Origin of the sequence: Rhodococcus sp. IEGM 1406 (assembly GCF_030056745.1) — a bacterium.
Classification (GTDB): Bacteria; Actinomycetota; Actinomycetes; order Mycobacteriales; family Mycobacteriaceae; genus Rhodococcus_F; species Rhodococcus_F erythropolis.
Genome location: NZ_JASHKO010000001.1, coordinates 773,876 through 799,268, shown reverse-complemented (window position 1 = coordinate 799,268; position 25,393 = coordinate 773,876). Strand labels below are relative to the sequence as shown.

Here is a 25,393-nt window from a genome sequence, read left to right as displayed (position 1 = left end):
TACATCGTCACCGGTCATCGGTCGAGTGATCGGCGCCTCCACGCGACTCGCGGACCAGTTCTTCGGCGTCGAGTTCCTCGGAAGCGAGAACCTCGAGTACCCTCGCAGCCTGCGATTCCGAGGACATGACGACAACGCCCACCGCAAGCGCACCAGTGGGGGCCGTCAGGAGCCTGGCACTGATCAGGTCGCCGGGCTTTCCTTCGACCGGGTGACCAACGGTGACGGTTTCCTCGGACACACGATCGAGCAGCACGACGCCGGTGTCGGAAGTTTCGATCACCTCGTACACCGACCTCCGGACCCCGAGCCACTGTGCGGCTGTCACTACTTCCGCCTCGGGAAGTAGTTCGCTGCGTCTGGCCAGGAAGTCGGCAAAGATCCCACCCTCGAACAGAGCCACGTCCAGTGCCGAGCCGTCGAAGATCGTGGCGGCGATCAGTTCGTCCTCGGAGAGATTCGCGTTTTCGAGATCGTCGAGCCCGGTCACGACGTCGACGAATTCGGAGGCAAACGCAAACAGGCACGCCTTCTTGTACAACCAGCGACCATCTGCCTTGACCGATTCATCGGCCTTTCCGAGGTGGCAGACCTTGTACTTGCGGCCGGAACCGCACCAACACTTGTCGTTTCGCCCGAGTTCCGGGTGATCGACTGGGACGAAGTCCTGCAGTACGGCGTAGAGATTCTCTTCACTTCCGCCGTCGATCCGCCCGAGCAGTGACAGCGCCCGGGTCGCGTCGCCGCGGTCCGACGCGAACTGAGCCAGCTCGAACAAGGCCGGACCCCAACCGGATTCGGCAAGGAGCGCTTTCTCGTAGTGCGCCTCCGCTTCGAGGACGCGCCCCAGCCGATCGACGGCCTTACCGGCGAGCCAATGAGCCGCCGCCCTGACCGACCGTGGCCCTCGCTCGGCCAGTTCGGACGCAAGCGCTTCGAGGATTGCGTCGGTCACCGGGTCCTGATTCCGAAATCCGAGATCGAACACGGCCACTGCAGCACCCGGATCTGCCAGTGAGACAAAGAAGTCCGGGGCGGCGCTGACGTGACGGCGAGCCCAGTCCACGATGTCGAAGTCGGCGATGACGGCATCGGTGTATCCGCGGTCCGCCAGATCGACAAATGCAACAGCAGCGACGGCCTCGTCGTGGGTCAGGTCGTAGGTACTGGCGACCAAAGCTGTCCGAATCTGCAGGTCGTAGGCATCGAAGTCGAATCCCCGCCGAGCCAGTAGTTCACGCTCGTGCTCGTAACCTGCCGCCTCGAAGATCTCACCCAGCGGCGCAACAGGAACCGTGAAGAGAGACGGATCCTCGAGCAGGAGTTGCCAGCACACCGAATCCAGGGCCTCGACTCCGTCCTCCTCGAAGAGTTCGCCGAGCGCCGGAGCAAGATCGGGTTCGTCCTCGATCTCGACCAGACGAAACGCAAGTCTTCCGTCTTCGACTGCCAGGCCGATGAGATCACCGTCGGCGCACTCGCCGAGGGTTCCGGCTGGAAGAACCACAACTCGTCGACTCCGGAAGGGAGCAGCTCCACGTTCCACGGCCGCTTCTTCCGCCAGGGCCACCCGGATCGCCCCGTCCTCGCCGTCGCCGAATGCCAAGATCGGTTCCAGATCGGGGCTCGCGTCGAGGATGTCGGACGCAATCTCGAGCTCGCTTAGCCGGTGAGTGAACACGAGCCCTTCGAGGACCGTGTCGAGGGCGACGTACTTTCCGTTGGGCAGGTACCCGAGCATCGGTTCGGACAGATACTCGAGCACGTCGGCCAACTCGGTCGCAGCTCCGTACTCCTCGAGATGGGTCGCCCACTCTTCGAGACTCAGCGGGCCTTGCTCGCGCAGAACAGCCAAAGCAGCGGAGGCAATGGAACCAGCAGCGTCGGAACCAGCGGTTTCGTCGTCGAAATCAGTCACCCGCCAATGGTAGGCGACTTATTGCAGTCCACTGAGCCCCTCGCCCAGCACGGTCGCACCGAGGATTGCCAGGATGACCGTCATCATCACTGCGTTGTTCGCGGTCATCCATGACTTCGCTGATGCGAGGATCTCGTCGGCTCGCTTGCCGGAGAACACCTTGACCAGGATCGGCGACGCGATGCCGACGCTCGCGATGACCGTGAAGATCACCGCGGCAACAATCTGTTGGGCAACAACATTCGTGGCGACCGCGATAGTGGCCGCACCGGATACCGCCAGCGCTGCATTTTTGGGATTGACCGCCGCGGACAAGAACGCCAACCCGAACGCCTTCCGCGGAGTCAAGCCGTCGATGCTCTTCATCCACTTCGGAACTGTCGGATCACTTCCGTCCCTCGGACGCGCTCGCCACTGCTTGTACGCCAATCCGAACAGAACGAGCCCCAACACGATTCGTACGACGCTCGACCACACCGAAGTCTGCGACGACTCCGACTCCGCAAACGAATAGTCCGCGATCACGATCGTCACCGCAACGACTGCCGAGATTCCGAGGACCCACCCGAGTAGAAAAGATGCCGCCCCTCGATGTGCTCCAGCGGTGATCATGACGAGCACGATCACCGCCATGGGCATCGAGACGAAAAGCAGGCCGAGGGCAATCGGAAGAGACAGACCGATCGCAGCTAGCACCAAAACCTCCAGTTGAATGCAAAATCGACGATCGATTCGAGGTCGAAATCACGACGGCGGAGGCAGCATGACCTCGATGAGATGCGGGCCGGGTTCCGCCAGCGCTGCGGCAAACTGTTCGGCCAACTCCTCCGCTGTGTTCGCCCGCGACGCGGGCACTCCCAACCCCTCGGAGATCTTGACGTAGTCCATGTTCGGAGACGACAGATCCAACATCGACTGTGCGACGACGCCGCCACCTTCTGCGCCGACTCGTTGCAGTTCGCCACGCAGGATGGCGTATGCGCGATTGTTGAGCAGAATCGTCGTGACGTTCAACTGTTCTCGCGCCTGCGTCCACAACGCCGTGATGGTGTACATCGCGCTTCCGTCGGCTTCGAGATTGATCACCGGCCGCTCCGGCGCTGCCACAGCGGCGCCCGTCGCCACCGGGATGCCCTGGCCGATGGCACCTCCGGTGAGCGTGAGCACGTCGTGGCGCGGCGCTCCGGCAAGGGCAATCGGGATCGCCCAACCGGAAGTGGCCGCCTCGTCGGAGATGATGGAGTCGTCTGGCAGCAGGGCCCCGATCACGTCGGCCCAATTTCGCACGTCGAGAGGCCCGCTCGGCAGCGACGGCCGATTTGCCTCCTGCAGAACGGGTTCCACTCCGGGTGCCACGAGTTCCGCCACTGCTTCCAACGCGCCGACAACATCGTCGCTGACATTCGCCAGCGTTGTCACCGCGGCGCCGTCCGGGACCAGATCGCTCGGTTTTCCGGGATACGCAAAGAACGAGACCGGCGAAACCGCGCCGGCCAGGACGAGCTGAGTTGTTCCGCGAAGTTGTTCGGTGGCGTGCTCGGCGAAGTATCCCAAGCGCTCGAATGACGGTAGTCCCGCACCGCGTTGAAGCCTGGCCGGAAAGGTCTCGACCAGAATCTGTGCACCGGTCGCGACTGCAATTCGGGAAGCGGCGCGCAGTCCGGCTTCGGAACACGCTACGCCGCCCAACAGTAGCGTGGCGCGCCCCTCGGCATTGAGCGCGCCTACCACCGAGTCGATCTGTGCTGCAGTTACTTCCGCCCGCCCCGGTATGTCTCGAGGACCCGCAAGAACTCCACCTTCGCTCCACGAGACGTCGGCGGGGAGGACAAGTGTGGCAATGCGTCCGGGCGGATCCATGGAGGCGGCAACGGCGTCGGCCGCATCGCTACCGACGGTCGCGGTGGAGTCGGAACGTCGACTCCATCCCTCCAGCCACTCGGTCAGCGCGTCGATATTCGATTCGAGTGGAGCGTCGAAACCGTGGTGGTAGGTCGCGTGGTCCCCGACGATGTTCACGATGGGGGTGTGGGCGCGGCGCGCGTTGTGAAGGTTCGCCAGTCCGTTCGCCATTCCGGGGCCGAGATGAAGCAGCGTCGCGGCAGGCTTTCCGGCGATACGCGCGTACCCGTCCGCGGCACCGGTGACGGCGCCCTCGAACAAGCCGAGTACCGCACGCATCTGGGGAACGGAATCGAGTGCGGCAACAAAATGCATCTCGGACGTTCCGGGATTGCCGAAGCACACCTCGACACCCGAGTCGACCAAGCTCTGGATAAGCGATTGTGCACCATTCATTTCGGTCACCTCTTCTTCATGAAAGCTGCGAAGGCTTCTTGCGCTTCGTCGGATCGCCGCCGTCTCGCGAAATGATCCGACTCCACGTCGATGGTTTCCAGCAGGGCATCGAGATGTGGGCGGCGGAGGAGCATCTTCGTCAGCGTCACCGATTCAGCCGGGGAGTCTGCAATGCGCACCGCGCGCTCCAATGCCACGTCGAGCGCGGTCTCGGCCTCCACAACGCGATTGATCAGGCCGGCTTCGGCAGCCTCCTCCGCCCCGAACATTTCTCCGAGCATCAGTAGTTCCGTTGCCCGCTTGAGCCCCGCGATCTGCGGCAACAGGTAACTCGATCCGCCCTCGGGCGAGAGCCCGAGCGGAACGAACGGCAATCGGAATCGTGTACCTCGCCCCGCGAATGCCAAGTCGCAGTGCAACAACATCGTGGTGCCGATTCCGACTGCAAACCCCTCGACCGCTGCGACAATCGGTTTGCGTGCGGTGACGAGTGCGATCAGCAGGTCTTTGGCCTCGCCGCCGTCTCTCCCGGCAGTGTCCTGGAAACTTCCGATGTCGTTGCCGCTGGTGAAGACACCACCGGCGCCCGTCAGCACCGAAACCCGCACTGCATCATCGTCGTCAGACTCCCGGATCGCGTTCGTCAGTTCGCGGTAAGTCTTGGGGTCGAGCGCGTTGCGCCTCTCCTGGCGATCCATCGTGAGCAACCGGACTCCCGGTGCGTGCTCCTCGATCCGAACAGTCATCCGTACCTCCGTCGTGGCCGAGAGTCTCGATTCAAGCTACTCGGTCGGGAGTTCAGCGTTCATAGCCCTTGCGCATATCGTCGACGATGCGCGGCCGGTCGAGTGTCGAAGGCTCCATTTCCCGCCTCGGGCGATCGCGAGGAAACACCGAGGCCGACGCCAGGGTGGGCTCGTCGAGGAACCGCAGGTTCGGCACATCAGCGGGCAGACGAAGCTCGGGCGGCGTGGAACCTCTTTGCGCGAGCACGTATCCCCAGTCACCGAAGCTCGGCACGAAAACGTGGTAGGGCGAGACGCTCAGTCCAACAGCCGATACCGTCGACACCGTTCTCCAGTACGCATCCGGCGTCGAGTACGGACTGCCGGACTGGACGACCATCAGCCCGCCCGGATTCATCGCGGCAGCGGCAAGTCCGTAGAACTCCATTGAATACAAGCGGCCAAGTGCGGGGGTGTCAGGATCCGGGAGGTCGACGATCACCGCATCGAAGCCTGGATCCGGACGCTCGCGCAACCACCGAAACGCGTCGTCGAGTACGACGTCCACCCGTGGATCCTCGAGTGCTCCCGCGTTCAGATCACGAAGACGCGTGTTGGCCAACTCGATGACTGCCGGATCGAGTTCCACCTGAACTATCTGCTCGACGCTGTTCATTCGCAGCACTTCTCGTGCAGCGAGGCCGTCACCTCCGCCCAGAATCAGCACGCGCCGCGGGTCGTTGACCAGGGCCGGATACACCAGCGACTCGGTATACCGATGCTCGTCGACACTGGAGAACTGCAGGTCTCCGTCGAGGAACAGTCGCACGTCGTTTCCCCGCTCGGTGACGACGATTTCCTGGTACACCGATCGCTCGGCGGCCACCACGGGATCGGTGTAGAGCCGCTGCCTCGACGTGGTCTCGATGTCCGAGGCCGCGATCAGCAGCCACCCGATCAAGCTCGCCGCCAACAGCATTGCGACGACGGCGATCAATCGTGCACGCAGGCTGAGCTGCCACCGAAGAAGTATCAGCGCGACAACTGCCGCAGCCACGAGATTGATCATGCCGGTGAGTGCGGCGCCGCGAATCATGCCCGCCCACGGCAACAATACGAACGGCCACAGGAGGCCGCCGATCAGCGCGCCGAGATAGTCGGCTGCATTGAGGTTGGCCAATACCTTTCCGGTGCTCTGTGCGTCGTTGTCGCTGCGACCGGACTGCAACAGCGTCATCAGCAGAGGCACTTCGGCACCCACGAGGATACCGATCAGCGCGGTCGCAGCCACCAGAACTGCTGCGCTGGAACCGAAGAACGTGAAGGTCACGTACAGCGTGACGGCACTGAATCCGCCGATCATCCCGAGCAGGATTTCGACGGTCACAAACGAGATGGCCGCATGCCCCAACAGCGGTTTGGCGGCCAGCGCTCCGATACCCAGCGCCGCAACAAATCCCGCGACGATCAACGACGTCTGGGTGATGCCGCCGCCGGTCAGACTCACGCTGAGCGTCAACAGGGCCAGCTCGTAGATCAGGCCGCACGCCGCGCACGCGGCAACAGCCGCAAGGAGAAGCACGCGTGCGCGTGAGCCGAGCATCGTCGAACGCTCGGCAACTTTCACATCGCGATCAGCGGCAACCATCAGGTGAGCGCTGCGGCGTTCACCAAACCGATGGACAACAAGCTCACACCCACCGCCCACGCGGCGCCGCACATCTTCGGATCCTGCACCAGTGCAACCAACTTGCCGGGAAGAAATGCGTTCATCAAACGCAGCGCGATCGCTTGCAACACGATCGCGAACAGTCCGTACACCGCGGAGTCGGCGAGTCCCTGGGCAAAGCCGTCCGAACTGGTCAGGATTGCCGTCACCACGATGATCGCCAGCGCAAGATGGTTGGAAGCCAACAGAATCGCAGCGTTCGGGTTCTTGTCGACGTAAACCTGGTGGCGGAGATTTCCGGGTGTCATAAGGTCGAGGACCAGGAATCCCGTCGCCAGAACCGCTACGCCGACGACGAAGTAGGCGAGGGTGCCGAGAACGCCCCCGACGAGCAATGCCGGATCCACCGTTCCGATCTCGACGGAAGTGGATGCAAAGATGTTCGTCACGCCGTTCTCCTTCTCATTGAGCACTACCGTCATTTGGCACTACCCGAGCCGCCGCTGCCACTACTTCCACCCGCCGGGGATCCCGGGTTGAAGCCCGGTCCCAGGTACGCGTATCCGCCGCTGCGATACGTGCCGTCGATGTCCTCTACCTTGATGGTGCTGCCACCGCCCGAAGCCGAACTGACAGTGACGATGTCATCGTCGTAGCGCAGGTATTCGTTGCCGCCGTCAGCACTTCGCGCCGCTGGTTCGTCCGCGTCGACAATCCGTGAGACGGTCGTGCCCACTGGATCTTTCGACGAGTACAACACGACGTCGCCATCCTGGGACGTCTTGGAATAGTTGTCCGCGATGAAGTCTTTGGCTCCACCACCGCACGCCGACAACATAATTGCGGCTGCCACCATCACCGGAGCAAACCACGTCCGCCCCCTCACGGGCGCCACCTACTGCGCGTCTTCACGATCACTCCTGTCCCCTCCCCCGGGTACAAATGCCAACTCTGCCAACTCCACCCCTGGCGGTCTCGCACGCCACACAACGCGGTCAACGCTGTGTCGTCGCCGGGAAAGGATCCGCAGATCCAACCGTCCTGGCCGGCGGACTCTCTCAACGATGCAGCTTCCGAATCGAATTCGACTCGGTCCAGGATCAGCGACGAAGACTCGAACCGGTAGTTTCCCGTGGACTCCACTGACGGCAAGGGTTCACCGCCGGCGGCAAGAGCATCGCACGAAACCTGCTCGGTCAGTTCCTTTCCCGACGCCCGGGCCGTCACCACGTGAGATGCCCCGAGCACTCCGAGTGTCAACGTCGCATCGGAAGTTTCGATCACCAACTCGGCGAGGGTCGGCGGCGAGGGGGCTCCCAGCACCAACCCCAGTGCCGAGGCATTCACGTCGGTCGGTTCCACATCGAGTCGATACAGACTCATTCCGGTGGGCCCGAGTGGATGACGGTGAGTTCGCTGCGGGTGACCGCACGTCCCGTGGAAACCTCCCACGACTGTCCGCGCGCCCACTTCTCGAATGCGATCAGCCCGGTCTTGTCGGCGGTCGCGTAGTCCGCGTATTCCATCGAGCCGGAGGGGGCCGTACCCGTCGTACCCTCGGCCGTGAACTTCGCCGTTCCACTTTCGATCTTGCGGTGAACCTTGTCGTCGAGAATGACGTCGCCGTTCGGGACCAGGTTGGTTCCTTCTCGACGCATCCAGAGAGTCATCTCGAGTTCGCCCTCGTCGTCCTCCACTGTCAGCCAACGACGACCGGTCGACCCGTCGAGAAGGTGCTCACGCCAGATGTATCCCTCTTCGTCGAGCGTGATGGTCCCTCGAACAACGTGGTCGATACCCGCGTACGTGATGATGTCGCCGACCCCGATCTTGTGGGGGTCGTACACCTCGGGATAGTCGGCGAGCGGGTCCACGCGAGCATTCGGCTTCCCCTGGCGTCCGCGCAGGACCACAAACGCGACGGCAGCGATCACTACGAGTATCAGGACAACTATCAGCACGTTGGTCAACGGTTTCTCCGAAATCGTCTCGGCAGGGTTGCCGCGGGCCATACCCTACCGATCCGTTCTCAGCCTTTTCGGATGAGACTGCCGGCAAGCTGACCCGCCGCCGGCCGGGCAGGTCTCCAGCGCCGTGGGCAGATCGAAAGACTGCCCCGGCGCACCTTTGCGTTTACGCTCAGCCCGAGGAACTCCGCGCGAAAGAAAGCCGGTCGACTGACGATGAGCAAGAACCCGGAGCCGTCTGCCCGCACCGTCATGCACACACCACGATTCTGGTTGACGCCGTTGATAGTGGTCACCCTCTTGATGTCGGCGCTGGCAGCGCTGTACATGGGCGGAATACTCGACCCCAAGAAACACCTGGACCAGTTCCCGATCGCCCTGGTCAACCAGGACGAAGGCGACACCCTCCCCGGCGGCGACCCCACCGACCGCAAGAATTTCGGAAACGACATCGTCGCCGGCCTCGAAAACGGAATCGACCACCAGAAGATCGACCTGCAGCAGATCGGTATCGCCGAAGCCCAATCTCGGTTGAACTCCGGCACGCTGTACGGCGCGATCGTGATTCCCAGTGATTTCACGAAGAGGACGATCATCCTGGCGGAGGCCAGCGTCGTCGCCGGTGACGTAGAGCAACCGATCATCACGATCTACACCAATCCACGTGCAGGTTCCGTCTCCGCATCTCTGGTCCAGTCGATCGGCACTACAGCCCTCGCCTCGGTCAACAAGAACATGGGCGAGCAACTCACCACCCTGGTCACCCAGCAGCTGGAAGCGGGAGGCACCGGAACCCAGATCTCAGGAGCGAGCCGCCTGCTGCTCGAAAATCCGGTGAACGTACTCACGGTGGCCCACGATCCGCTTCCCGACGGCACCGGATTCGGTTTGGTTGCATTCTATTTCGCGCTGCTGTTGGTCCTTGCGGGATTCACCGGAGCAACCGTGGTCAATTCCTTGGTGGACGGCATGCTCGGATATGCGCCTACCGAATTCGGTCCGCTCTTCGTTCAGAACGACGTTGTGGGTATCAACAGGTTTCGGACGCTGCTCGTCAAATGGGCGTTCATGATCGTGTTGTCCGGCATAGTCTCCGCGTTGTTCCAGTGGATCAGTCGCGCCCTCGGAATGCCGGTCACTCACGGGCTTGCATTGTGGGAGTACGGCGCGCTGGTCATCACTGCAGTCGGCATCACGGCGATGTCGGTGATGGCCGCATTCGGCTCGTTGGGCATGTTGATCAACCTGTTCGTGTTCGTCATCCTCGCGCTGCCCTCGTCCGGTGGCACCATCCCCCTCGAAGCCAGCCCCAGGTTGTATGCCTGGCTGGCGCAATTCGAGCCGATGCACCAGATCTACATGGGTACGCGATCGATCCTGTTCTTCGGCGCACGCGGTGAGGCAGGGCTGCTGCATGCCGTCTGGATGACGTTGGTGGGTCTACTGATCGGCGTCGTACTCGGCATCGTGACCACCCGTTTCTACGACCGCAAGGGCTACGAACGCACCCATCGCCCCAAAGTGGCGTGAGATGGTACCCAGCCGGGATTTGATCGAAACCTGTTGGGCCGATTCAATGTGATTGCGCGTTTCGGGAATCTTCGACCCCCTTCCGCACGTTGTACAACTATGGCTAATTACAAAACAGTCAATCCCGCGACAGGTGAAACCGTCAGGGAATTCGATACTTTGGATGACGCCGGAGTTGAAGCCGCACTTGCGAACACGCATCGCGGCTACTTGACCTGGCGCAACAGTGCGCCACAGCAACGTGCGGCAGTCCTGAGCAAGACCGCCGAACTGTACACAGAGCGGGCGGACGAACTGGCCCGAATGATCTCGTTGGAGATGGGTAAGCCGGTCCGCGAGGCCAAGGGCGAAGTACAACTCTCGGCCGCGATCTATCAGTGGTACGCAGACCACGGTCCGGCGTTGCTCGAGGAAGAACGGCTCGACGTTCCCGGGGCCGAGGAGTCGGTTGTGTACCGGCGACCGATCGGTGCCCTGATCGGCGTCATGCCGTGGAACTTCCCGTACTACCAGGTCGCCCGCTTCGCGGCACCGAATCTCATGCTGGGCAACACGATCATTCTCAAGCACGCGTCCAACTGTCCGCAGTCGGCTCTGCTGATGGAAGAGATCTTGCGACAAGCCGGATTGCCGGACGACGCCTACGTCAACGTCTTCGCGACCAACGAGCAGATCGCGGACATGATCGCCGATCCACGAGTTCAAGGCGTGTCACTGACTGGCAGCGAACGCGCCGGCACCAGCGTCGCCGAAACTGCGGGACGCAATCTCAAGAAGGTCGTCCTCGAACTCGGCGGATCGGACGTGTTCATCGTCCTCGATTCCGACGACATGGATGCCACCGTCAAGTCCGCAACCAAGGCGCGTCTGTCCAATGCCGGCCAGGCCTGCAATGCGGCCAAGCGTTTCATCGTCACCGAAGATTTCTACGACGACTTCACCCGCAAATTGGCGACGTCCTTCGAATCCGTTTCTGCCGGTGACCCGTTGGACGAATCCACCGTCCTGGGCCCGCTGTCCTCACAGAGCGCGGCAGACACTCTGATCGAGCAGATCGACGACGCTGTGTCCAAGGGAGCAACGCTGCTCACCGGTGGGAAGAAGATCGACGGCCCGGGCGCCTACGTTCAGCCGACGTTGCTCGCAGACGTGACCCCGGACATGCGGGCTTACAGCGAAGAACTGTTCGGACCTGCCGGCGTCGTCTACAAGGTCAAGTCGGCCAGCGAGGCTGTGGAACTTGCCAATTCGTCGGTCTACGGTCTGAGCGGGTCCGTCTGGAGCAGCGATCTCGATTCCGCCCGGTCGGTCGCTGCCGATCTCGACGTGGGAATGGCGTTTGTCAACGAGCACGGAACGACGTTGCCCGGTCTGCCCTTCGGCGGAGTCAAGCGCTCCGGAGTCGGCCGCGAGCTCGGTCCGTGGGGAATGGACGAGTTCGTGAACAAGAAGCTGCTCCGCGTCTCCAAGAAGTAGCGCGGTGCAAAAGTAGCGCAATACAAAGGAAGGCCCTGATCTCTGTTGAGGTCGGGGCCTTCAACTGTAACGCTCCGCAGGATGAAACCGACCTGCTGGTATGACACTTTCACGAATCGCTCGCACTACCGTGATCGCCGCCGCCATCAGCGCGAGCGCCGCCATCTGGTCCGCGACGTCAGCTTCCGCGGACGTAGTCGACGTCACGATCCTTCCGGGTCTCAGTAGCGGGCCGACAACGCCGTACGGGGCGGGCTGCACGTATCTGGTGGTTGCCAGGACAGCAGCGTTGGACGAGTCGAACGTCTCGATTGTCGACCTGAACCGGGCGTCGACCATGTTCCCGCAGGAATTGATCTGGGACACCGTCAATCCCTATTTCACCTTGCCGGTTGTACTCGGCCACGCCGTCACGCTGTGGACTCCGACCGCACCCGGCGACCATTCTCTGATGGCCTACCAGACGTCAGCGGGCGGGCCGGTCACAACGGTCGATGTCAATCCGGCCACCCCGATCGGTCCGGGGTGCGTCGTCGCACCCTGATCCGCTAGCCCTCCAAGAAGTCGACGAGCACTCGGTTGAGTTCATCGGCGGGAACCATCGGAATACTGTGATGTGAAGCATCTTTCAGCACCTCGACACGTGCTGCGGGAATCCTCTCCCGCACCGACCTCGACACCGTTTCCGCATCATGCACCCGTCCGTCCTGCGCGAGGACCACCAGCAACTCGACATCCAGTGCGCTCAAGTCCTCTTTCGAAGGACGTTGAGGCACTACGAGATCGGGTCGCGGTAGATCCGAAGTGCCCACTTCCACAAGAGACAGCCAGTCGGAGTCGATACTCGACTCACCTGTCTCCCACTCCAACAGTCGCTTTCGGCGTGCTCGCGACGGGGACAGCAACAGCGGAAGCGCACGCAGAAGGTAGCCCGCCTTCATGCCGGCGAAACTCGAATTAGGATCGAGCAGAACAAGTTTCCCGACACGATCCGGTCGATGCAGCGCAAAGGCCAACGCAATCATTGCGCCGTAGGAATGTCCGATCACATCGACGGTGTCGGCGCCGGTGCAATCGACTATCGAGTCCATCCACTCGATCAGATCGTCGACGGACTTCATCGGATCACCATTCGGAATGCTGAGTCCGGCATCGCCCAGGGTGTCGACGGCAAAAACACGCCGGGATTTCGACAGCGCCGCAATGTTGTCGAACCACACCGTCGAAGTGGCACCTCCCCCGGGCAGAAGGATCAACGGCCGCGAGTCTTCAGGTCCACAGACGTTCACATGCGTTCGGCCGAACCGGCCTGCGAGATCCACACCCAGCGGTTTTTGCGGCCATTTGGTCAGTACGGCGTCGTATGCGCGATTGAAGTCCATTCCCCACCCCCATTTTCTCTCGACTATCGAGATAGTAGACAATCGAGAGACAACACACCAGGGCTGGAGGCATCCATGAGCGTCGGCGATGCAGAAGACGAAGCGATGGCGATCGTCCACTCGCTTCGCGCACTGACCGTCGACTTGAACGTGGCGGTTTCCGGCTTTGCGAACAAGTACAAAATGCACTCGACCGACGTCCGCGCACTGATCTGCCTTCTCGATGCCGAGCGCTCGGACACACCGGCGACGCCTGGTTGGTTGGGCTCACAGCTCGGGATCAACTCGGCGTCGGTGACTGCACTGGTCGACCGGATGGTCAAAGCGGGGCACGTAGCTCGGGAGCGAGATTCAGCGGACCGTCGACGGGTGCTCTTGCAGGTCACACCATCGGCGGTCACTCTGGGCGAGAGCTTCTTCGGCCCCCTCATTTCACGGGCTGCGAGCACCGTCGGGAATTACACCGCGGCCGAGCGAGCCACCATCGCGAGTTTCATCGTGGCGATGCGAGCGGACGTGGAGCGGACTCGAATCGATCGGGAGCCCTCCCTGTGACTCGCATACTTCCCGCGGGAGAACGCGCATTGCTCGTGGACTTCGATTCCGAAGCTGACGTTCTCGCGTTCACCGAAGCACTGACGCGTAACACCCCGGTCGGGGTCGAAGACTTCCTCCCCGCAGCTCGCACGGTCCTGGTCACGTGCACCCCGGCGGCAGATCTCACGTACGTCCGGAAGCGCTTGAACGATCTCGAGCAGACCGATTCTGCCGCGACCACAGACGAGCATTTCGAGACGGATGCACTCACCATCGCCGTCAGGTACGACGGGCCCGACCTCGACGACGTCGCACAGTCACTTGGTATGAGCCGATCCGAGGTGGTTGCGGCCCACACCGGGGCAATGTGGCGTTGCGCCTTCATCGGATTCGCACCCGGCTTCGCCTACCTGACTTCAGGCGACACTCGGCTCGACGTTCCGCGTCGAACGCAATCACGAACCGCTGTGCCTGCCGGTTCCGTCGCCCTGGCCGCTGGATACAGCGCGGTCTACCCGCGTGCATCACCGGGTGGCTGGCAGATCATCGGGAGCACCGATGCCGTGATGTGGGATCTGAACGCCACACCACCGGCCACCGTTCAGCCCGGCAGACGCGTGCGCTTCGTGAACGAGGAACAACGATGAACAGTCTGGAGATACTCGACACCGGGCCGCTGAGCCTGATCCAGGACCTCGGACGGATAGGTCATCTTCGCTCGGGTGTCGGGGTTTCCGGTGCGGCGGACAGGCGATCTCTCAGGCTTGGCAATCGGCTCGTCGGCAACAACGAGGGCGCAGCCGGTGTCGAGGTCCTCCTGGGTGGGCTGAGTCTTCGGGCGCAGCAACCGACAACGATCGCGTTCACCGGTGCGCCTGCACAGGCCTACCGCGACGGCATTCCGGTCGGGCATTCGAGCGTGATCGATCTGCGGGCTGGTCAGACCGTCCGCCTGGACTACGCACCGAGTGGACTGCGGACGTATCTGACCGTCCGAGGCGGCATTGTGGTTCCCGAGATCCTGGGATCGCGCAGCACCGACACGATGTCCGGGATCGGTCCGGCGCCTCTCGAGCCTGGTGTTTTTCTCCCGATCGGGCCATCGCCGACCACGTTCTCAGCCGTCGACCTCGCACCGGTGCCGCCGATGGCAAACGAGACTCTCGCCATTCGAGTGGTGTTCGGTCCCCGCGCAGATCGATTCACCAACCCCGAAACACTCCTCCATGGCCGATGGGCGATCTCGACCGACTCGGACCGAATCGGCGCACGCGTCGATCGCGTCGGCGCCGACGAACTACTTCGAAGAACAGACGACACCGAACTGCCCACCGAAGGCGTGGCACTCGGATCGATCCAGGTCCCACCCAGCGGCCAACCTGTCGTGTTCCTCGCCGATCACCCCATCACCGGCGGCTATCCGGTGGTGGGAGTGGTCGAGGACGCAGATATCGACCGACTCGGCCAAGCCCGCCCGGGTCAGCACATCCAGTTCGTCGGGGCCTGAGCACGCCGAGCGATGGCGTGTCGGACCCAGCCGTCACACTGATGTCGTGCGAGTTGTCCTGGTCCCCGGTAGTACGACGTCCACGGGAGCTGTGACGGCGACTGTCCTACGGACCGATCCCGCTGGAACGCCGCTCGCCGATCCCGTCGAATACCCCGACCTGATCGCAGCGGTACGCACCATCGAGGAAGCCGAGCACCCGCGGTGGGTGTGGCCGAGTACGGCGACCGTGTACCCACCCCTACTGCGGGCAGGCGTACGGGTTCAGCGGTGCCACGACATCTCCCTGACCCGCGCGATACTCGGAATGCGCGCCGGCAAACCGTCACCGCCCGCCGAGGAGTTCGACGACGATCGACTCGGACTCTTCGACACTGCACCCGTTCTCGATCCCCTCGCCGTCGTCACCGAATTCGCCGAGCAGCGCGCAACCATCGGCGCGGACGCTCGACTGGACTTGTTGATCGCAGCAGAATCGGCCGGCGCTCTCAGCGCCGCCGAGATGACGCACACGGGCCTTCCGTTCTCGACGCAGAAGCATCGCGAACTCCTCGAAGAACGGCTGGGGCCGCGGCCGACGGGATACGACCTCCCCGCTCGTATGCAGGAACTTGCCGCACAGATCAGTGAGGTCTTCGGGCGCACCGTCAATCCTTCGTCTTCGGTGGAGATCACCGAGGCGTTCGGTCGTCAGGGCATCGAACTTCCGTCGACGCGCAAGTGGTTTCTGCAGGAGATCGATCATCCGGCTGTGCCGCTACTCCTTCGTCATCGCGAACTCGCCAAGCTGTACAGCACCAACGGTTGGCAGTGGATGGACAGTTGGGTGCGGGGAGATCGATTCCGTCCGATCTACGTTCCCGGTGGTGTCGTGTCCGGCAGGTGGGCGAGTCGAGGCGGCGGGGCCCTCCAGATTCCGAAGACAATGCGCTCGAGCGTCGTCGCCGATCCGGGCCACGTGTTCGTCGTCGCCGACGCCGGTCAGCTCGAGCCCCGAATTCTGGCCGCCATGTCCGGCGACCGCCGCATGATGGCCGCCGCCGGGGACGACGACCTGTACGCACTTGTCGGTGCCGAAGCCTTCGGCGGTGATCGCGCCAAAGCCAAGGTCGCAATCCTCGGAGTCCTGTACGGGGCGACGGCGGGTGAAGCCAAAGCACTGCTCGTCTTGTTGCGGAAGCGATTCCCGGTCGCCGTCGAGTACGTCGAGCAAGCTGCCAAGGCAGGTGAGCGCGGCGAGGTGGTGAAGTCACTGCTCGGCCGGGCCTGTCCCCCACCGTCTCCCGACTTCTACTCCCACGGCGACGCTCACGCCCGCGGTCGTTTCACGCGCAACTTCGTCGTGCAGGCCACTGCGTCCGAGTGGGCGCTGTGCCTCCTGGCCGACCTCAGGCGCCGCCTCGCCGAAGACCCGGACGGCGAGTTGGTCTTCTTCCAGCACGACGAGGTAGTCGTGCATACCCGAAACCCCGAGTCAGGTGCCGCCCACGTGCTGGCCGCCGCGGCTTCGGCAACTCGATTGTTGTTCGGCGACACAGTCGTCCGTTTTCCCATGGACGTCGCAGCCCGCGAGACATACGGCAAAGGCACTTCGTAGCGTCGTCAATTCCACGCCAAGTGGTTCCACCGCGCCCGTATTGCGTGTTCTACTGGAAAACGTTGCTTTGTTGGTGCTGGTCGACTGCGTTCGAGGAGAACCATGACCAAGCTGGACACAACTGACGCAGAACGGAACGACAGCGGAGCCGTGAAGCGCCTTCGCGTGCCGATCTTCACCGTGATCGCCCTTGCGATCTTCGCCTTCGTCGCAGGCGGATTCGGCGGTTCTTTCCAGGGCAAACTCGCCGAGGTTCAAAAGAACGACAACGCCTCGTACCTCCCGAGTTCCGCCGAATCGACAATCGTCAGCAACCAATCCGCGAACTTCCTCGCAGTCGAGACGATCCCTGGATTTGTTCTGTTCCATAGAGATTCGGCCCTCACCGAGGCGGACAAATCTGCAATCAACTCGGCCTACGGCGCCATTGCCGGCATCTCCGGGGTAGACGCCGACGGTATGCAGCCCACTCAGTACTCCGCCGACGGCACAACTGCGTCGATCTTCGTGCCACTCGTCGCCAAGGACGGAGACACATCCGTGGCAGGCGATGTCCTGGCGACCACCGAGCAGAACGTCATCGACGCAGCAAAACAAGCAGCTGGTGATGTCGAGGTACTCCCAGCCGGGCCAGGTGGGCTACTCGTTGCGTTCATCGACGCCTTTGCCGGTCTGGACGGAGCGCTCCTTGGCGCGGCACTCCTGGTCGTGATCCTCATCCTGCTTGTCGTGTACCGATCGCCGGTGTTGTGGTTCTTCCCGCTGTTCTCCGCGCTCCTCGCCATCGGTTTGTCGTCGATGGTGATCTATTTTCTCGCGAAAGCCGAATTACTCACTCTGACCGGACAGTCTCAAGGCATCCTTTTCGTGTTGGTGATCGGTGCCGGTACCGACTACGCCCTACTCTTGATCTCTCGCTATCGCGAAGAATTGCACACGTATCCCAACCGCTTCGACGCGATGATCAAGGCCTGGCGCGAGTCTGCGCCGGCCATCACCGCTTCGGCTGTCACCGTGATTCTCGGTCTGCTTTGCCTGACGTTCTCTCAACTCAACTCCAACAAGAGCCTCGGACCCGTCGCCGCCATCGGGATCGCCTGCACCTATCTGGTGATGATGACGTTCATGCCGGTCGCTCTGGCCGCCACCGGACGGTGGGTCTTCTGGCCGCGCAAGCCCAAGGTCGATCACGCCGCAGACCTTACGACGCACGGGATGTGGGGCAAGATCGCCGAGGCCGTCGGTAGCAAGGACCGCCCACTGTGGATCGGCGCCACAGTGTTGTTGATCATCCTGTTCGCGGCCGGGATCGGCAGTCTCAAAACCGATGGCCTGACGTCTACCGAAAGCTTCACCAATCGTCCCGACGCCGTTGTCGGACAGGAACTCTACGACTCGAAGTTCGATCCCGGAGCCGGCGCACCGGCCGTGATCACCGCAAACGCCGACCAGGCCGACGCCGTCATCAAAGCAGCCAGCGGCGTCGAAGGTATCTCGCAGGATCCCGGCGCCGTCTGCACCCAGGTGGACGTCGCAAAGGTCAGCGATTTGATCAAGACCAACCCCGCTGCCGTCGCACAAGCCGCCGCTGCGGGTTGCGCCCCTGCGGCTTTCACCGTTGCACCGATCGACGGCCGAACCATGATCAATGCAACCCTCGCCGACTCCTACGATTCGCCGCAGGCACTCGAAACTGTCAAGCGACTGCGGACTGCCGTCCACGACGTGCCCGGCGCCGACGCGCTCGTCGGGGGCAGCACGGCCACCACCCTTGATGTCCAGGCCGCCTCGGTCCGCGACAGAAACCTGATCATCCCGATCGTCTTGGTGGTGATCTTCCTGGTTCTGGCCGCTTTGCTCCGCGCTCTGCTGATCCCGGTGATTCTCATTGTCACCGTGGTGCTTTCCTTCGCGGCGACCCTCGGTGTGAGCGGATTCTTCTTCACACACGTATTCGGGTTCGCCGGGGCGGATCAATCGTTCCCGCTGTTCGCCTTCGTCTTCCTCGTCGCACTGGGTATCGACTACAACATCTTCCTGATGACCAGAGTCCGGGAGGAGACCGGAGAATTCGGCACCCGTGCAGGTGTACTGCGCGGTCTTGCGGTGACGGGCGGTGTGATCACGTCAGCCGGAATCGTCTTGGCCGCAACATTTGCCGTACTGGGCATCCTGCCACTGGTCTTCCTCGCCGAGATCGGATTTGCCGTGGCCTTCGGCGTGCTGCTCGATACGATCATCGTGCGCAGTGTCCTGGTGCCTGCGCTCTCTCACGACATCGGGAAACGTATTTGGTGGCCGTCCGAACTGGCCCGCGCGAAAGACTGACCGACTACAGAAACGCTTCCTTTGTCCACAGATGAAAGAGTGCGTACGCTCGCCAGGGTCGCCAGCGCTCGGACAACGCTGAGGCTTCTTTGGCCGTCGAGACCCCCAGCGCACGTTTCAACACCAGATCATCGGGTACGAATGCGTCGCGATCACCGAGAATCCGGACAGTGAGATAGTCAGCGGTCCACGGTCCGATCCCCTTTAGCGCCAACAGCTCTCGCCGAAATTGGACAGGATCCGCATTCCAGGAGAGGTCGAGGCCGTTCGCTGCCGCAGTTGCCAGCGTGTGCACTGTTCTTGCGCGCGCTGTGGTCAATCCGACGGCTTTCTGTATGCCCTCGGTTGATTGCGCTGCAACCACGTCCGGATCAGGGAAGGCAAGAAAATCCCCTTGCACCGGCGCTCCGAATGCGCTGACAAAACGACCACCGAACGTCCTCGCCGCGCCGAGCGAAACCTGTTGTCCCAGAACGGTGAGCACTGCGGTCTCGAACCCGTCCACCGAACCGAGCACACGCAATCCTGGACGGGCGGCAACAAGTGGGGCCAACAACTCATCACTACCGAACGCCGCTTCGACAGCAGTGTGATCGGCGTCGAGGTCGAGCCAACGACGCACGATCACCTCCAGCACTGCAGAATCCCCCGCCGGCACATCGGAATCCACGACGACGCCGCCGTCTGTCCACGACACCGACACGACAACCGGGCCGGAAGGCAACGGTATGACTCTGGTGTGAACACCGTCGTCGTGACGCTCGAGGCCTGCGACGCAGTGAGCCCGCAGGGCACCGGTGAGCGGTTCGACTGCGTAGGGTGCCTGAAAGCGCAGCGTCACTGCGCTCACCGGCCGGCTTCCAGATCCAGCAGAATCGCTTTCAGTTCGGGGCCGCCGGCGTACTGCCCGAGGCTGCCGTCGCTGCGCACCACCCGGTGACACGGGACCACCAACGGCAGCGGATTCTTTGCGCATGCGGTCCCCACGGCACGCACGGCACGTGGGCTTCCCGACGCTGCCGCGACCACCGAATAGCTTGCAGTGTGGCCGTATTCGATCTCGGGAAGATGACGCAACACTTCGCGTCGAAACCCTTTCGCGAGTTGGAAATCCAAGCGCAGATCGAATTCTCGACGCGCACCGGCAAAGTACTCGTCCAACTCGCGAGCGACAGTGTCCAGCCTGCGCGGGTAATGAAGCACACGAGGGCTGACGGTGTCCGCCAATCGTTCCAGAACGAGGTCGTGCCCTTCGACGGCAAAGGCAACCCGCACCAGGCCGACATCAGTTGCCGCCAGCAGCAGCTTTCCGACCGGCGAATCGACGGTTCGATATGCCACGTCGATCAATTCGGCTTCGGACGCCTGCGCAGCCAGGCGCGCCCGTAGGCGGATCATGGCGTCGGCGTCAACGGCTGGAAGTGCCTCGAACACATCGTTACTCATGAGTGACTCCCTTCCGCAGCGGTAGCGGACAAGTAGGTTCTCCGTAGGGTGGCGATACCGTCGGCACCCGCGCGTCTGGCGGCTGCCGGCGTGTTGCCGAGGATGTCCGCGATCTCTGCGTACGGCAGCCCACCCAGAAAGTGATAGGCGACCGCCGCACGTTGTTTGAGTGGTAGTTGTTCGAGTGCGTCCCAGAGTTCGTGATCCCACGTGCCCGGCACGCCGATTCGCGTCGGCAACTCCGGAACGTCGTCTGTCGGCACGGCCACGCGGGCACGCACTCGGGTGATGTCGATTGCCTTGCGGTGCGCGATGGTGACCAGCCAGGCTTCGATGTTCGCGTCCGGGTTCAGATCCGGGTATGCCCGCATCGCCGCGATGAACGTCTCGGACCACGCGTCCTCGGCGTCGACTGGCCCGACCACCGCGCGGCAGACACGGAGGACCACTGCACCGTATTCGGTCACGACGTCTTCGAACGGTTTGAGTGTCACGACCGGTAGACGTTCCCGATCACCGAATTGTGAGCCGAGCGCATCAGAAGAGGACATCCGATTCGCCGCCGTGCTCGCGGTCGAGTAGGAACCGCTTACGTTCGAGGCCGCCGGCGAAACCGGTCAGACTTCCGTCGCTACCGACCACGCGATGACAGGGAACGATGATGCTGATCGGATTCTTGCCGTTTGCCGCGGCGGCAGCACGGATCGCAAGCGGGTTACCCAAAGTTTGCGCGAGCTCCATGTAGGTCCAGGTTTCGCCGTACGGGATCGTTCGCAAGGTGTCCCACACCCGCTTCTGGAACTCGGTACCCACGGGCGCCAGCGGCACGGAGAACTCCGTGCGATCACCCTCGAAGTACTCGGTGAGCTGCGATTCGACTTCACCGAAGACCGCCGAGGAACGATCACCGAACGTGGACTCGTCCGGCTTGTGGCGATGCTCCGCCATGTACAGACCGCAGAGGTCGTCACCTGCTGCTACCAGCGTCAACGCTCCGATCGGCGAGTCGATCACAGTGTGCGTACGGATAGCCGTCATGTCTCGATCCTTCCAGGTTGCGCGGTGCGGCAGGCAGCGGGTGAAGTGATTGTCCGCGCCGGCACCGACACCTCGAAGACGCCGCGGGCCTCGTGAATGTGAGATTTACCTGTACTTTGACGTCACATCAGGCAGTATCGAGGGATGGCTCTAGTTTTGCCCGGCAGCTCCACCGTCGTCCGCTCCGTCGGCGACGTGGTGCACTGGTCCCTGTCCACGGTCGCATTTGCGGTCACCCTGCCCACTCGACTCGAGGCGCTCCTCTTCTCGGTCGAGAGGTTGGTGGCGCGCATCAACCAGATCGCCGACAACGCCGACCGCGTCGTCATCGGAGCCGCCGCCGTGACCGTTCGCGCTGAGACACTGGTCGAGGCCGTCGAGCAGACGTCGGACATCGCGGGACAACTCCTCGAGATCTACGAGCCCATCGCCCTACAGCTCGCGCCGCTGGCCGCCAGGTTCGCCGACGACCTTTCCGAGGCAGAGGTCAGCGCCGCGATCAAGCTGATCGACCAACTACCGGAGCTCACCGACCGGGTGGCCGCGGTGTTGCCCATCCTCGGAACCTTGGACTCCGTCTCGCCCGAGATCCACGAACTCCTCGGAGTGGTCAAGGACCTGCGGCAGGCGATCGTCGGGGTGCCTGGCTTTCACTTCTTTCGCAAGCGGGGCGAAGCCAAGCTGGATTGAAATTTCAGGCGGAGTAGCCGTTGGTCCCGGCCCGCGCCATGACGACCTTCGGAACGACCGCTCGAGACGAGAGCTTGAGCAGACCGTCCACCAACTCCACGATGTCGTCGACCTTGATCATGGTGTCCGGTGTGATCCGATCCTGTGTCCATGCCGACATGTCGGTGTCGACGTAACCGGGAGCGATGGCCGTCGCACTGACGCCGTTTCCGGATTCCTCGGCGTTGAGTGCCTCGACCATCGAAATCAGCGCAGCTTTGGTGGCTCCGTAGACGGCCAGGCCGCTCTCGGCATACACACCGGCCATCGAGGCGAGAGCTATCACCTTCGCTCCGCCGGCAAGGTCCGCGTCCGCCGCTGTACGCAGGAGCGGCAGCGACGCTTGCAATAGTGCAAACGGTGTCCGGAGATTGACGGCAACGGTCTTGTCGAAACGTCGCATCGGGTAATCCGCCACTCGCCCACTGGTTCCCACTCCGGCGTTGAGGACGAGAGCCCTCATGGAGCCGAATCGCTCATTGTGTGTGGCGGCGAGTGCTGCGGCGAAGTTCTCGTCCGCCATGTCGCCGGCCGAGACGACGACGTCCGGCGATCCGGCGCGCGTAAGTTCTTCGGCGACAACGGCGAGCCGCTCGGTATCACGCGCCGTGATGGTCAGCCCGTACCCTTGCGAAGCCAAGCGTGTTGCGATGCCGAGCCCGATTCCCTTGGAGGCGCCGGTGACCAGTGCTGATCGAGTCATTCGAATTTCCCTTGCAGTGCGTTGAGTCCGGCCGAGATCAGTTCCGGCACAGAAGATCCAGCCTTGTCGAATCCCCCGCCGACGGTGGCTCCTGCTCGGAATCGGTGATCGATGCCCTGCGCCACGACGGCGAGTTTGAAGAACCCGAGCGCCATGTAGAAGTTCCAATGCGCCAGTTCACGACCCGAAACAGACGAATACCGTTGCGCCAGATCGACAACGGACGGTAGCGACGGGCTCGTCCACGCAGCAGGCTCACCCAGAACCAGATCCAGCGCGGGGTGCCGGTAGACGCACATCATCGCGATGTCCGCCAGCGGATCTCCCAGCGTCGACAGTTCCCAGTCCACCACTGCGGCAACCTTGGTGACGTCGTTCGCCGCGAGAATCGTGTTGTCGATCCGGTAGTCGCCGTGAACGATCGACGAGGCTGATTCCGCCGGAATCAACTCCGCGAGGCTCGACGCCAACCTGTCCACGTCGGCCGAGTCCTCGGTCTTGACCCGTGACCATTGACCGGCCCACAACTTCACCTGGCGGGCTACGTAACCGTCGGGTCTGCCGAGTTCGCCGAGACCCACTTCGGTGTAGTCGACGTCGTGCAAGGCAGCGAGAACACGCACCAACTCGTCGGTGCACTGCGTGACCTGCGCTGCCGGAACAGCTTCCAACTCGGTCTTGGTTCGGATCACTTGACCGGTGACGAACTCGACCACCGTGAACGACGCACCCATCACCGAGGCGTCCTCGCACAGCACGACGGTCGGCGCGACCGGCACGGCGGTGTTCTGCAACGCCGAGGTGATTCGGAACTCACGCGCAACGTCGTGCGCCGACGGCGTGAGGCCGGCCGTGGGTGGACGACGGAGAATCCACTTCGAGTTGTCGTCGAAGATTCCGTAGGTGAGATTGGATTTGCCGCCTGAAATCAGTTCGGCTCGCAACTCTCCGCTCACCTCGACGCCAGCGGCTTGCAGATACTTGTGGAGCGCCGCGAGATCGAGTCCTGGAAAGTCCGTCACTTCGACTCCTCCCGAGCAGCGCGCTTCGCAGCTCCGACAACACGTTTCGCAATTGCCCAGCGATGAACCTCGGACGGGCCGTCGTAGACGCGGAAGGGACGCACTTCGCGGGACAAGCGTGCCAGCGGCAGATCGCCGGACACGCCCATTCCGCCACACATCTGAATGGAGCGGTCCACGATCCGGAAGATCGCCTCGGCAGCGTAGGTCTTGGCGATGGACGTCGCGTTGCTCGCGTGCCCGCCCTGATCGAGTTCGAAGCAGGCCTGCACCAGAAGTGCGCGGCTGGCTGCGATGTCGATCTCGTTGTCGGCGACCATCTTCTGGATCATTCCGAGATCACCGAGTTTCGAGCCGAAGCCTTCTCGTTCGGCAACTCTGGCCACGGCGACGTCGTGGCCGCGGCGCGCTGCACCGAGCCAGCGCATCACGTGCGTCATGCGGGCGGGACCGAGGCGAACCTGCGCGTAGGCGAAACCTTGATCGACCTCACCGAGAACGGCCTCGTCGGGTACGAAGAGATCCTCGAACGTGACCTCGCAGTGCCCACCGATCATGGCCTTGTCGAGGGTGTCGATGTGTCGACCCACTACCAGGCCGGGAGTGTCCGTCGGCGCCAAGAACATGGTCGCTCCGCCGCGCTGCCCGGGCTCGCCGGACGTGCGCGCCATGATGATGAAGAACCCGGCGCCGTCGGCGCCGGTGATGAACCATTTCTTACCGTTGATCTTCCAGCCATCGGGGGCTTTTTCGGCGCGGGTGTTCAAAGCCGAGGGATCGGATCCCGCTCCGGGCGCGGGTTCGGTCATGGCGAATGCCGACCGCATGTCCCCGCTTGCGAGCGGCGCGAGGAACTGCTGCTTCTGTGCTTCGTTCGCCACGTGGGCCAGCATGTGAACGTTGCCCTCGTCCGGCGCCGCGATGTTGAGCGCCGTCGGCCCGAATAGCGAGTAGCCGGCTTCCTCGAAGACCGGCGCGCGATCACTCATGTTGAGTCCGTGTCCGCCGTACTCGATCGGCGCATGCGGGGCGAAGACACCGGCTTCTTTTGCTGCCGACTGCATCTCGATGCGGATTGCATCGCCACCCGCTACAGCGATGTCACCGGCGTGTTCGTCTTCGATGGGGAGCACTACGTTGCGCGTGAAGTCGCGCGTCTTCTCGATCAGCGCCACCACCTCGGGCGCGTACGTCAGATCGATTGCCACCAGCCACCTCCGAAAGAACATCCCGACCGAGCGATCGCTCGGTATCAGCACTCTCGCACACGCCGACGCGTCGGGTCAACAATCCTCGAGCATTGCCTCGCCCTGATCGAGCCGGCCGGCAACCACCATGTCGCGGTACAGATCGTCCTTGTCCATGAGCTCGTCATGGTTGCCGATGTTCCGGATCCGACCGTCTTCCATGACCACGATCCAGTCGGCGTCACGCACCGTCGAGAGCCGGTGAGCGATAGTCACCACGGCCCCGGTTCGCGCACGTTCGTTCGGACTGGGTCCAGAACCTGCTGTGGTCACT

The 25,393-nt window shown here is 62.8% G+C and carries 27 protein-coding genes; 9 read left to right on the top strand and 18 right to left on the bottom strand.

What is annotated here, in order from left to right:
- Positions 1-7: 7 nt before the first annotated feature.
- The 9 genes from QM596_RS03880 to QM596_RS03840 are packed head-to-tail and all read right to left on the bottom strand — an operon-like array spanning position 8 to position 8,622.
- A complete protein-coding gene (locus QM596_RS03880) occupies positions 8-1,918 on the bottom strand; it encodes an SEC-C domain-containing protein (protein ID WP_021345623.1) in 1,911 nt (636 codons plus the stop codon).
- Positions 1,919-1,936: 18 nt separating this feature from the next.
- Positions 1,937-2,614, bottom strand: coding sequence for a GAP family protein (locus QM596_RS03875; protein ID WP_019745421.1), 678 nt, complete (start codon positions 2,612-2,614; stop codon positions 1,937-1,939).
- 48 nt (positions 2,615-2,662) lie between these two features.
- Complete coding sequence (locus tag QM596_RS03870; protein ID WP_170320384.1) at positions 2,663-4,216, bottom strand: acetolactate synthase large subunit; 1,554 nt, start codon at positions 4,214-4,216, stop codon at positions 2,663-2,665.
- 5 nt (positions 4,217-4,221) lie between these two features.
- Complete coding sequence (locus tag QM596_RS03865) at positions 4,222-4,962, bottom strand: enoyl-CoA hydratase/isomerase family protein (RefSeq protein WP_021331919.1); 741 nt, start codon at positions 4,960-4,962, stop codon at positions 4,222-4,224.
- Between the two features lie 52 nt (positions 4,963-5,014).
- A complete protein-coding gene (locus tag QM596_RS03860; RefSeq protein ID WP_502943364.1) occupies positions 5,015-6,589 on the bottom strand; it encodes a polyamine aminopropyltransferase in 1,575 nt (524 codons plus the stop codon).
- Positions 6,589-7,092 (bottom strand): DUF350 domain-containing protein, encoded by a 504-nt coding sequence (locus QM596_RS03855; protein ID WP_019745424.1) that lies wholly within the window; start codon positions 7,090-7,092, stop codon positions 6,589-6,591. The genes QM596_RS03860 and QM596_RS03855 overlap by 1 nt, the downstream gene beginning before the upstream one ends.
- The gene (locus tag QM596_RS03850; RefSeq protein WP_044480673.1) at positions 7,089-7,466 is read right to left on the bottom strand and encodes a DUF4247 domain-containing protein; all 378 of its coding nucleotides are present in this window, start codon (positions 7,464-7,466) and stop codon (positions 7,089-7,091) included. Before QM596_RS03850 ends, QM596_RS03855 begins: the two co-directional genes overlap by 4 nt.
- Before the next feature lie 26 nt (positions 7,467-7,492).
- Positions 7,493-7,993 (bottom strand): DUF2617 family protein, encoded by a 501-nt coding sequence (locus QM596_RS03845; RefSeq protein ID WP_182261327.1) that lies wholly within the window; start codon positions 7,991-7,993, stop codon positions 7,493-7,495.
- A complete protein-coding gene (locus QM596_RS03840) occupies positions 7,990-8,622 on the bottom strand; it encodes a DUF4178 domain-containing protein (RefSeq protein WP_019745427.1) in 633 nt (210 codons plus the stop codon). Before QM596_RS03840 ends, QM596_RS03845 begins: the two co-directional genes overlap by 4 nt.
- 171 nt (positions 8,623-8,793) lie before the next feature.
- On the opposite strand from QM596_RS03840, the gene QM596_RS03835 reads away from it, so the two are divergent.
- The 3 genes from QM596_RS03835 (at position 8,794) to QM596_RS03825 (ending at position 12,127) form a co-directional block, all read left to right on the top strand.
- Entirely contained in the window at positions 8,794-10,107 is a 1,314-nt protein-coding gene (locus tag QM596_RS03835) for a YhgE/Pip domain-containing protein (RefSeq protein ID WP_283308178.1), read from the top strand.
- A 99-nt stretch (positions 10,108-10,206) separates the two neighbouring features.
- Positions 10,207-11,583: an NAD-dependent succinate-semialdehyde dehydrogenase gene (locus QM596_RS03830; protein ID WP_021345629.1), complete on the top strand. Its 1,377-nt coding sequence runs from the start codon at positions 10,207-10,209 to the stop codon at positions 11,581-11,583.
- Positions 11,584-11,683: 100 nt separating this feature from the next.
- Positions 11,684-12,127, top strand: coding sequence for a hypothetical protein (locus QM596_RS03825; RefSeq protein WP_283308177.1), 444 nt, complete (start codon positions 11,684-11,686; stop codon positions 12,125-12,127).
- Between the two features lie 4 nt (positions 12,128-12,131).
- Here QM596_RS03825 and QM596_RS03820 read toward each other — a convergent pair whose 3' ends face one another.
- Positions 12,132-12,965, bottom strand: coding sequence for an alpha/beta fold hydrolase (locus QM596_RS03820; RefSeq protein WP_283308176.1), 834 nt, complete (start codon positions 12,963-12,965; stop codon positions 12,132-12,134).
- A gap of 75 nt (positions 12,966-13,040) precedes the next feature.
- Here QM596_RS03820 and QM596_RS03815 point away from each other — a divergent pair, with 75 nt between their 5' ends.
- The 5 genes from QM596_RS03815 (at position 13,041) to QM596_RS03795 (ending at position 18,934) form a co-directional block, all read left to right on the top strand.
- Entirely contained in the window at positions 13,041-13,520 is a 480-nt protein-coding gene (locus tag QM596_RS03815) for a MarR family winged helix-turn-helix transcriptional regulator (RefSeq protein ID WP_019745433.1), read from the top strand.
- The gene (locus QM596_RS03810) at positions 13,517-14,149 is read left to right on the top strand and encodes a 5-oxoprolinase subunit B family protein (RefSeq protein ID WP_283308174.1); all 633 of its coding nucleotides are present in this window, start codon (positions 13,517-13,519) and stop codon (positions 14,147-14,149) included. The genes QM596_RS03815 and QM596_RS03810 overlap by 4 nt, the downstream gene beginning before the upstream one ends.
- Entirely contained in the window at positions 14,146-15,009 is an 864-nt protein-coding gene (locus QM596_RS03805) for a 5-oxoprolinase subunit C family protein (protein WP_283308173.1), read from the top strand. The genes QM596_RS03810 and QM596_RS03805 overlap by 4 nt, the downstream gene beginning before the upstream one ends.
- A gap of 46 nt (positions 15,010-15,055) precedes the next feature.
- Complete coding sequence (locus tag QM596_RS03800) at positions 15,056-16,606, top strand: bifunctional 3'-5' exonuclease/DNA polymerase (RefSeq protein WP_064074237.1); 1,551 nt, start codon at positions 15,056-15,058, stop codon at positions 16,604-16,606.
- 102 nt (positions 16,607-16,708) lie between these two features.
- Entirely contained in the window at positions 16,709-18,934 is a 2,226-nt protein-coding gene (locus tag QM596_RS03795; RefSeq protein ID WP_007729595.1) for an MMPL family transporter, read from the top strand.
- Positions 18,935-18,938: 4 nt separating this feature from the next.
- Here QM596_RS03795 and QM596_RS03790 read toward each other — a convergent pair whose 3' ends face one another.
- The 4 genes from QM596_RS03790 to QM596_RS03775 are packed head-to-tail and all read right to left on the bottom strand — an operon-like array spanning position 18,939 to position 21,418.
- Entirely contained in the window at positions 18,939-19,784 is an 846-nt protein-coding gene (locus QM596_RS03790; protein ID WP_270008582.1) for a DNA-3-methyladenine glycosylase family protein, read from the bottom strand.
- Positions 19,781-20,380, bottom strand: a complete 600-nt coding sequence (locus tag QM596_RS03785) for a methylated-DNA--[protein]-cysteine S-methyltransferase (protein ID WP_007729599.1) — start codon at positions 20,378-20,380, stop codon at positions 19,781-19,783. Before QM596_RS03785 ends, QM596_RS03790 begins: the two co-directional genes overlap by 4 nt.
- The gene (locus tag QM596_RS03780; protein WP_080961251.1) at positions 20,377-20,931 is read right to left on the bottom strand and encodes an RNA polymerase sigma factor; all 555 of its coding nucleotides are present in this window, start codon (positions 20,929-20,931) and stop codon (positions 20,377-20,379) included. The genes QM596_RS03785 and QM596_RS03780 overlap by 4 nt, the downstream gene beginning before the upstream one ends.
- A complete protein-coding gene (locus tag QM596_RS03775) occupies positions 20,918-21,418 on the bottom strand; it encodes a methylated-DNA--[protein]-cysteine S-methyltransferase (protein ID WP_003940613.1) in 501 nt (166 codons plus the stop codon). The genes QM596_RS03780 and QM596_RS03775 overlap by 14 nt, the downstream gene beginning before the upstream one ends.
- A 144-nt stretch (positions 21,419-21,562) precedes the next feature.
- Here QM596_RS03775 and QM596_RS03770 point away from each other — a divergent pair, with 144 nt between their 5' ends.
- Positions 21,563-22,108 carry a hypothetical protein gene (locus tag QM596_RS03770; protein WP_007729604.1) on the top strand — a complete coding sequence of 182 codons (546 nt, stop codon included), beginning with the start codon at positions 21,563-21,565 and terminating at the stop codon, positions 22,106-22,108.
- Between the two features lie 4 nt (positions 22,109-22,112).
- Here QM596_RS03770 and QM596_RS03765 read toward each other — a convergent pair whose 3' ends face one another.
- The 4 genes from QM596_RS03765 to QM596_RS03750 all read right to left on the bottom strand — a co-directional run bounded on the left by QM596_RS03765 (position 22,113) and on the right by QM596_RS03750 (position 25,335).
- Positions 22,113-22,850, bottom strand: coding sequence for an SDR family NAD(P)-dependent oxidoreductase (locus tag QM596_RS03765; protein ID WP_270008581.1), 738 nt, complete (start codon positions 22,848-22,850; stop codon positions 22,113-22,115).
- The gene (locus tag QM596_RS03760; protein WP_283308171.1) at positions 22,847-23,872 is read right to left on the bottom strand and encodes a phosphotransferase family protein; all 1,026 of its coding nucleotides are present in this window, start codon (positions 23,870-23,872) and stop codon (positions 22,847-22,849) included. The genes QM596_RS03765 and QM596_RS03760 overlap by 4 nt, the downstream gene beginning before the upstream one ends.
- Positions 23,869-25,080 (bottom strand): acyl-CoA dehydrogenase family protein, encoded by a 1,212-nt coding sequence (locus QM596_RS03755; RefSeq protein WP_283308170.1) that lies wholly within the window; start codon positions 25,078-25,080, stop codon positions 23,869-23,871. Before QM596_RS03755 ends, QM596_RS03760 begins: the two co-directional genes overlap by 4 nt.
- 75 nt (positions 25,081-25,155) lie before the next feature.
- Entirely contained in the window at positions 25,156-25,335 is a 180-nt protein-coding gene (locus tag QM596_RS03750) for a hypothetical protein (RefSeq protein WP_502943363.1), read from the bottom strand.
- Positions 25,336-25,393: the final 58 nt, after the last annotated feature.

Bases quoted from the DNA above. Each gene is read 5' to 3' on its own strand.
- QM596_RS03870 (WP_170320384.1), bottom strand. From the start codon at position 4,216: ATGAATGGTGCACAATCGCTTATCCAGAGCTTGGTCGACTCGGGTGTC.
- QM596_RS03805 (WP_283308173.1), top strand. From the start codon at position 14,146: ATGAACAGTCTGGAGATACTCGACACCGGGCCGCTGAGCCTGATCCAG.
- QM596_RS03865 (WP_021331919.1), bottom strand. From the start codon at position 4,962: ATGACTGTTCGGATCGAGGAGCACGCACCGGGAGTCCGGTTGCTCACG.
- QM596_RS03845 (WP_182261327.1), bottom strand. From the start codon at position 7,993: ATGAGTCTGTATCGACTCGATGTGGAACCGACCGACGTGAATGCCTCG.
- QM596_RS03840 (WP_019745427.1), bottom strand. From the start codon at position 8,622: ATGGCCCGCGGCAACCCTGCCGAGACGATTTCGGAGAAACCGTTGACC.
- QM596_RS03765 (WP_270008581.1), bottom strand. From the start codon at position 22,850: ATGACTCGATCAGCACTGGTCACCGGCGCCTCCAAGGGAATCGGGCTC.
- QM596_RS03820 (WP_283308176.1), bottom strand. From the start codon at position 12,965: ATGGACTTCAATCGCGCATACGACGCCGTACTGACCAAATGGCCGCAA.
- QM596_RS03780 (WP_080961251.1), bottom strand. From the start codon at position 20,931: ATGTCCTCTTCTGATGCGCTCGGCTCACAATTCGGTGATCGGGAACGT.
- QM596_RS03855 (WP_019745424.1), bottom strand. From the start codon at position 7,092: ATGACGGTAGTGCTCAATGAGAAGGAGAACGGCGTGACGAACATCTTT.
- QM596_RS03785 (WP_007729599.1), bottom strand. From the start codon at position 20,380: ATGAGTAACGATGTGTTCGAGGCACTTCCAGCCGTTGACGCCGACGCC.
- QM596_RS03835 (WP_283308178.1), top strand. From the start codon at position 8,794: ATGAGCAAGAACCCGGAGCCGTCTGCCCGCACCGTCATGCACACACCA.
- QM596_RS03850 (WP_044480673.1), bottom strand. From the start codon at position 7,466: ATGGTGGCAGCCGCAATTATGTTGTCGGCGTGCGGTGGTGGAGCCAAA.
- QM596_RS03815 (WP_019745433.1), top strand. From the start codon at position 13,041: ATGAGCGTCGGCGATGCAGAAGACGAAGCGATGGCGATCGTCCACTCG.
- QM596_RS03825 (WP_283308177.1), top strand. From the start codon at position 11,684: ATGACACTTTCACGAATCGCTCGCACTACCGTGATCGCCGCCGCCATC.
- QM596_RS03860 (WP_502943364.1), bottom strand. From the start codon at position 6,589: ATGGTTGCCGCTGATCGCGATGTGAAAGTTGCCGAGCGTTCGACGATG.
- QM596_RS03795 (WP_007729595.1), top strand. From the start codon at position 16,709: ATGACCAAGCTGGACACAACTGACGCAGAACGGAACGACAGCGGAGCC.
- QM596_RS03775 (WP_003940613.1), bottom strand. From the start codon at position 21,418: ATGACGGCTATCCGTACGCACACTGTGATCGACTCGCCGATCGGAGCG.
- QM596_RS03770 (WP_007729604.1), top strand. From the start codon at position 21,563: ATGGCTCTAGTTTTGCCCGGCAGCTCCACCGTCGTCCGCTCCGTCGGC.
- QM596_RS03830 (WP_021345629.1), top strand. From the start codon at position 10,207: ATGGCTAATTACAAAACAGTCAATCCCGCGACAGGTGAAACCGTCAGG.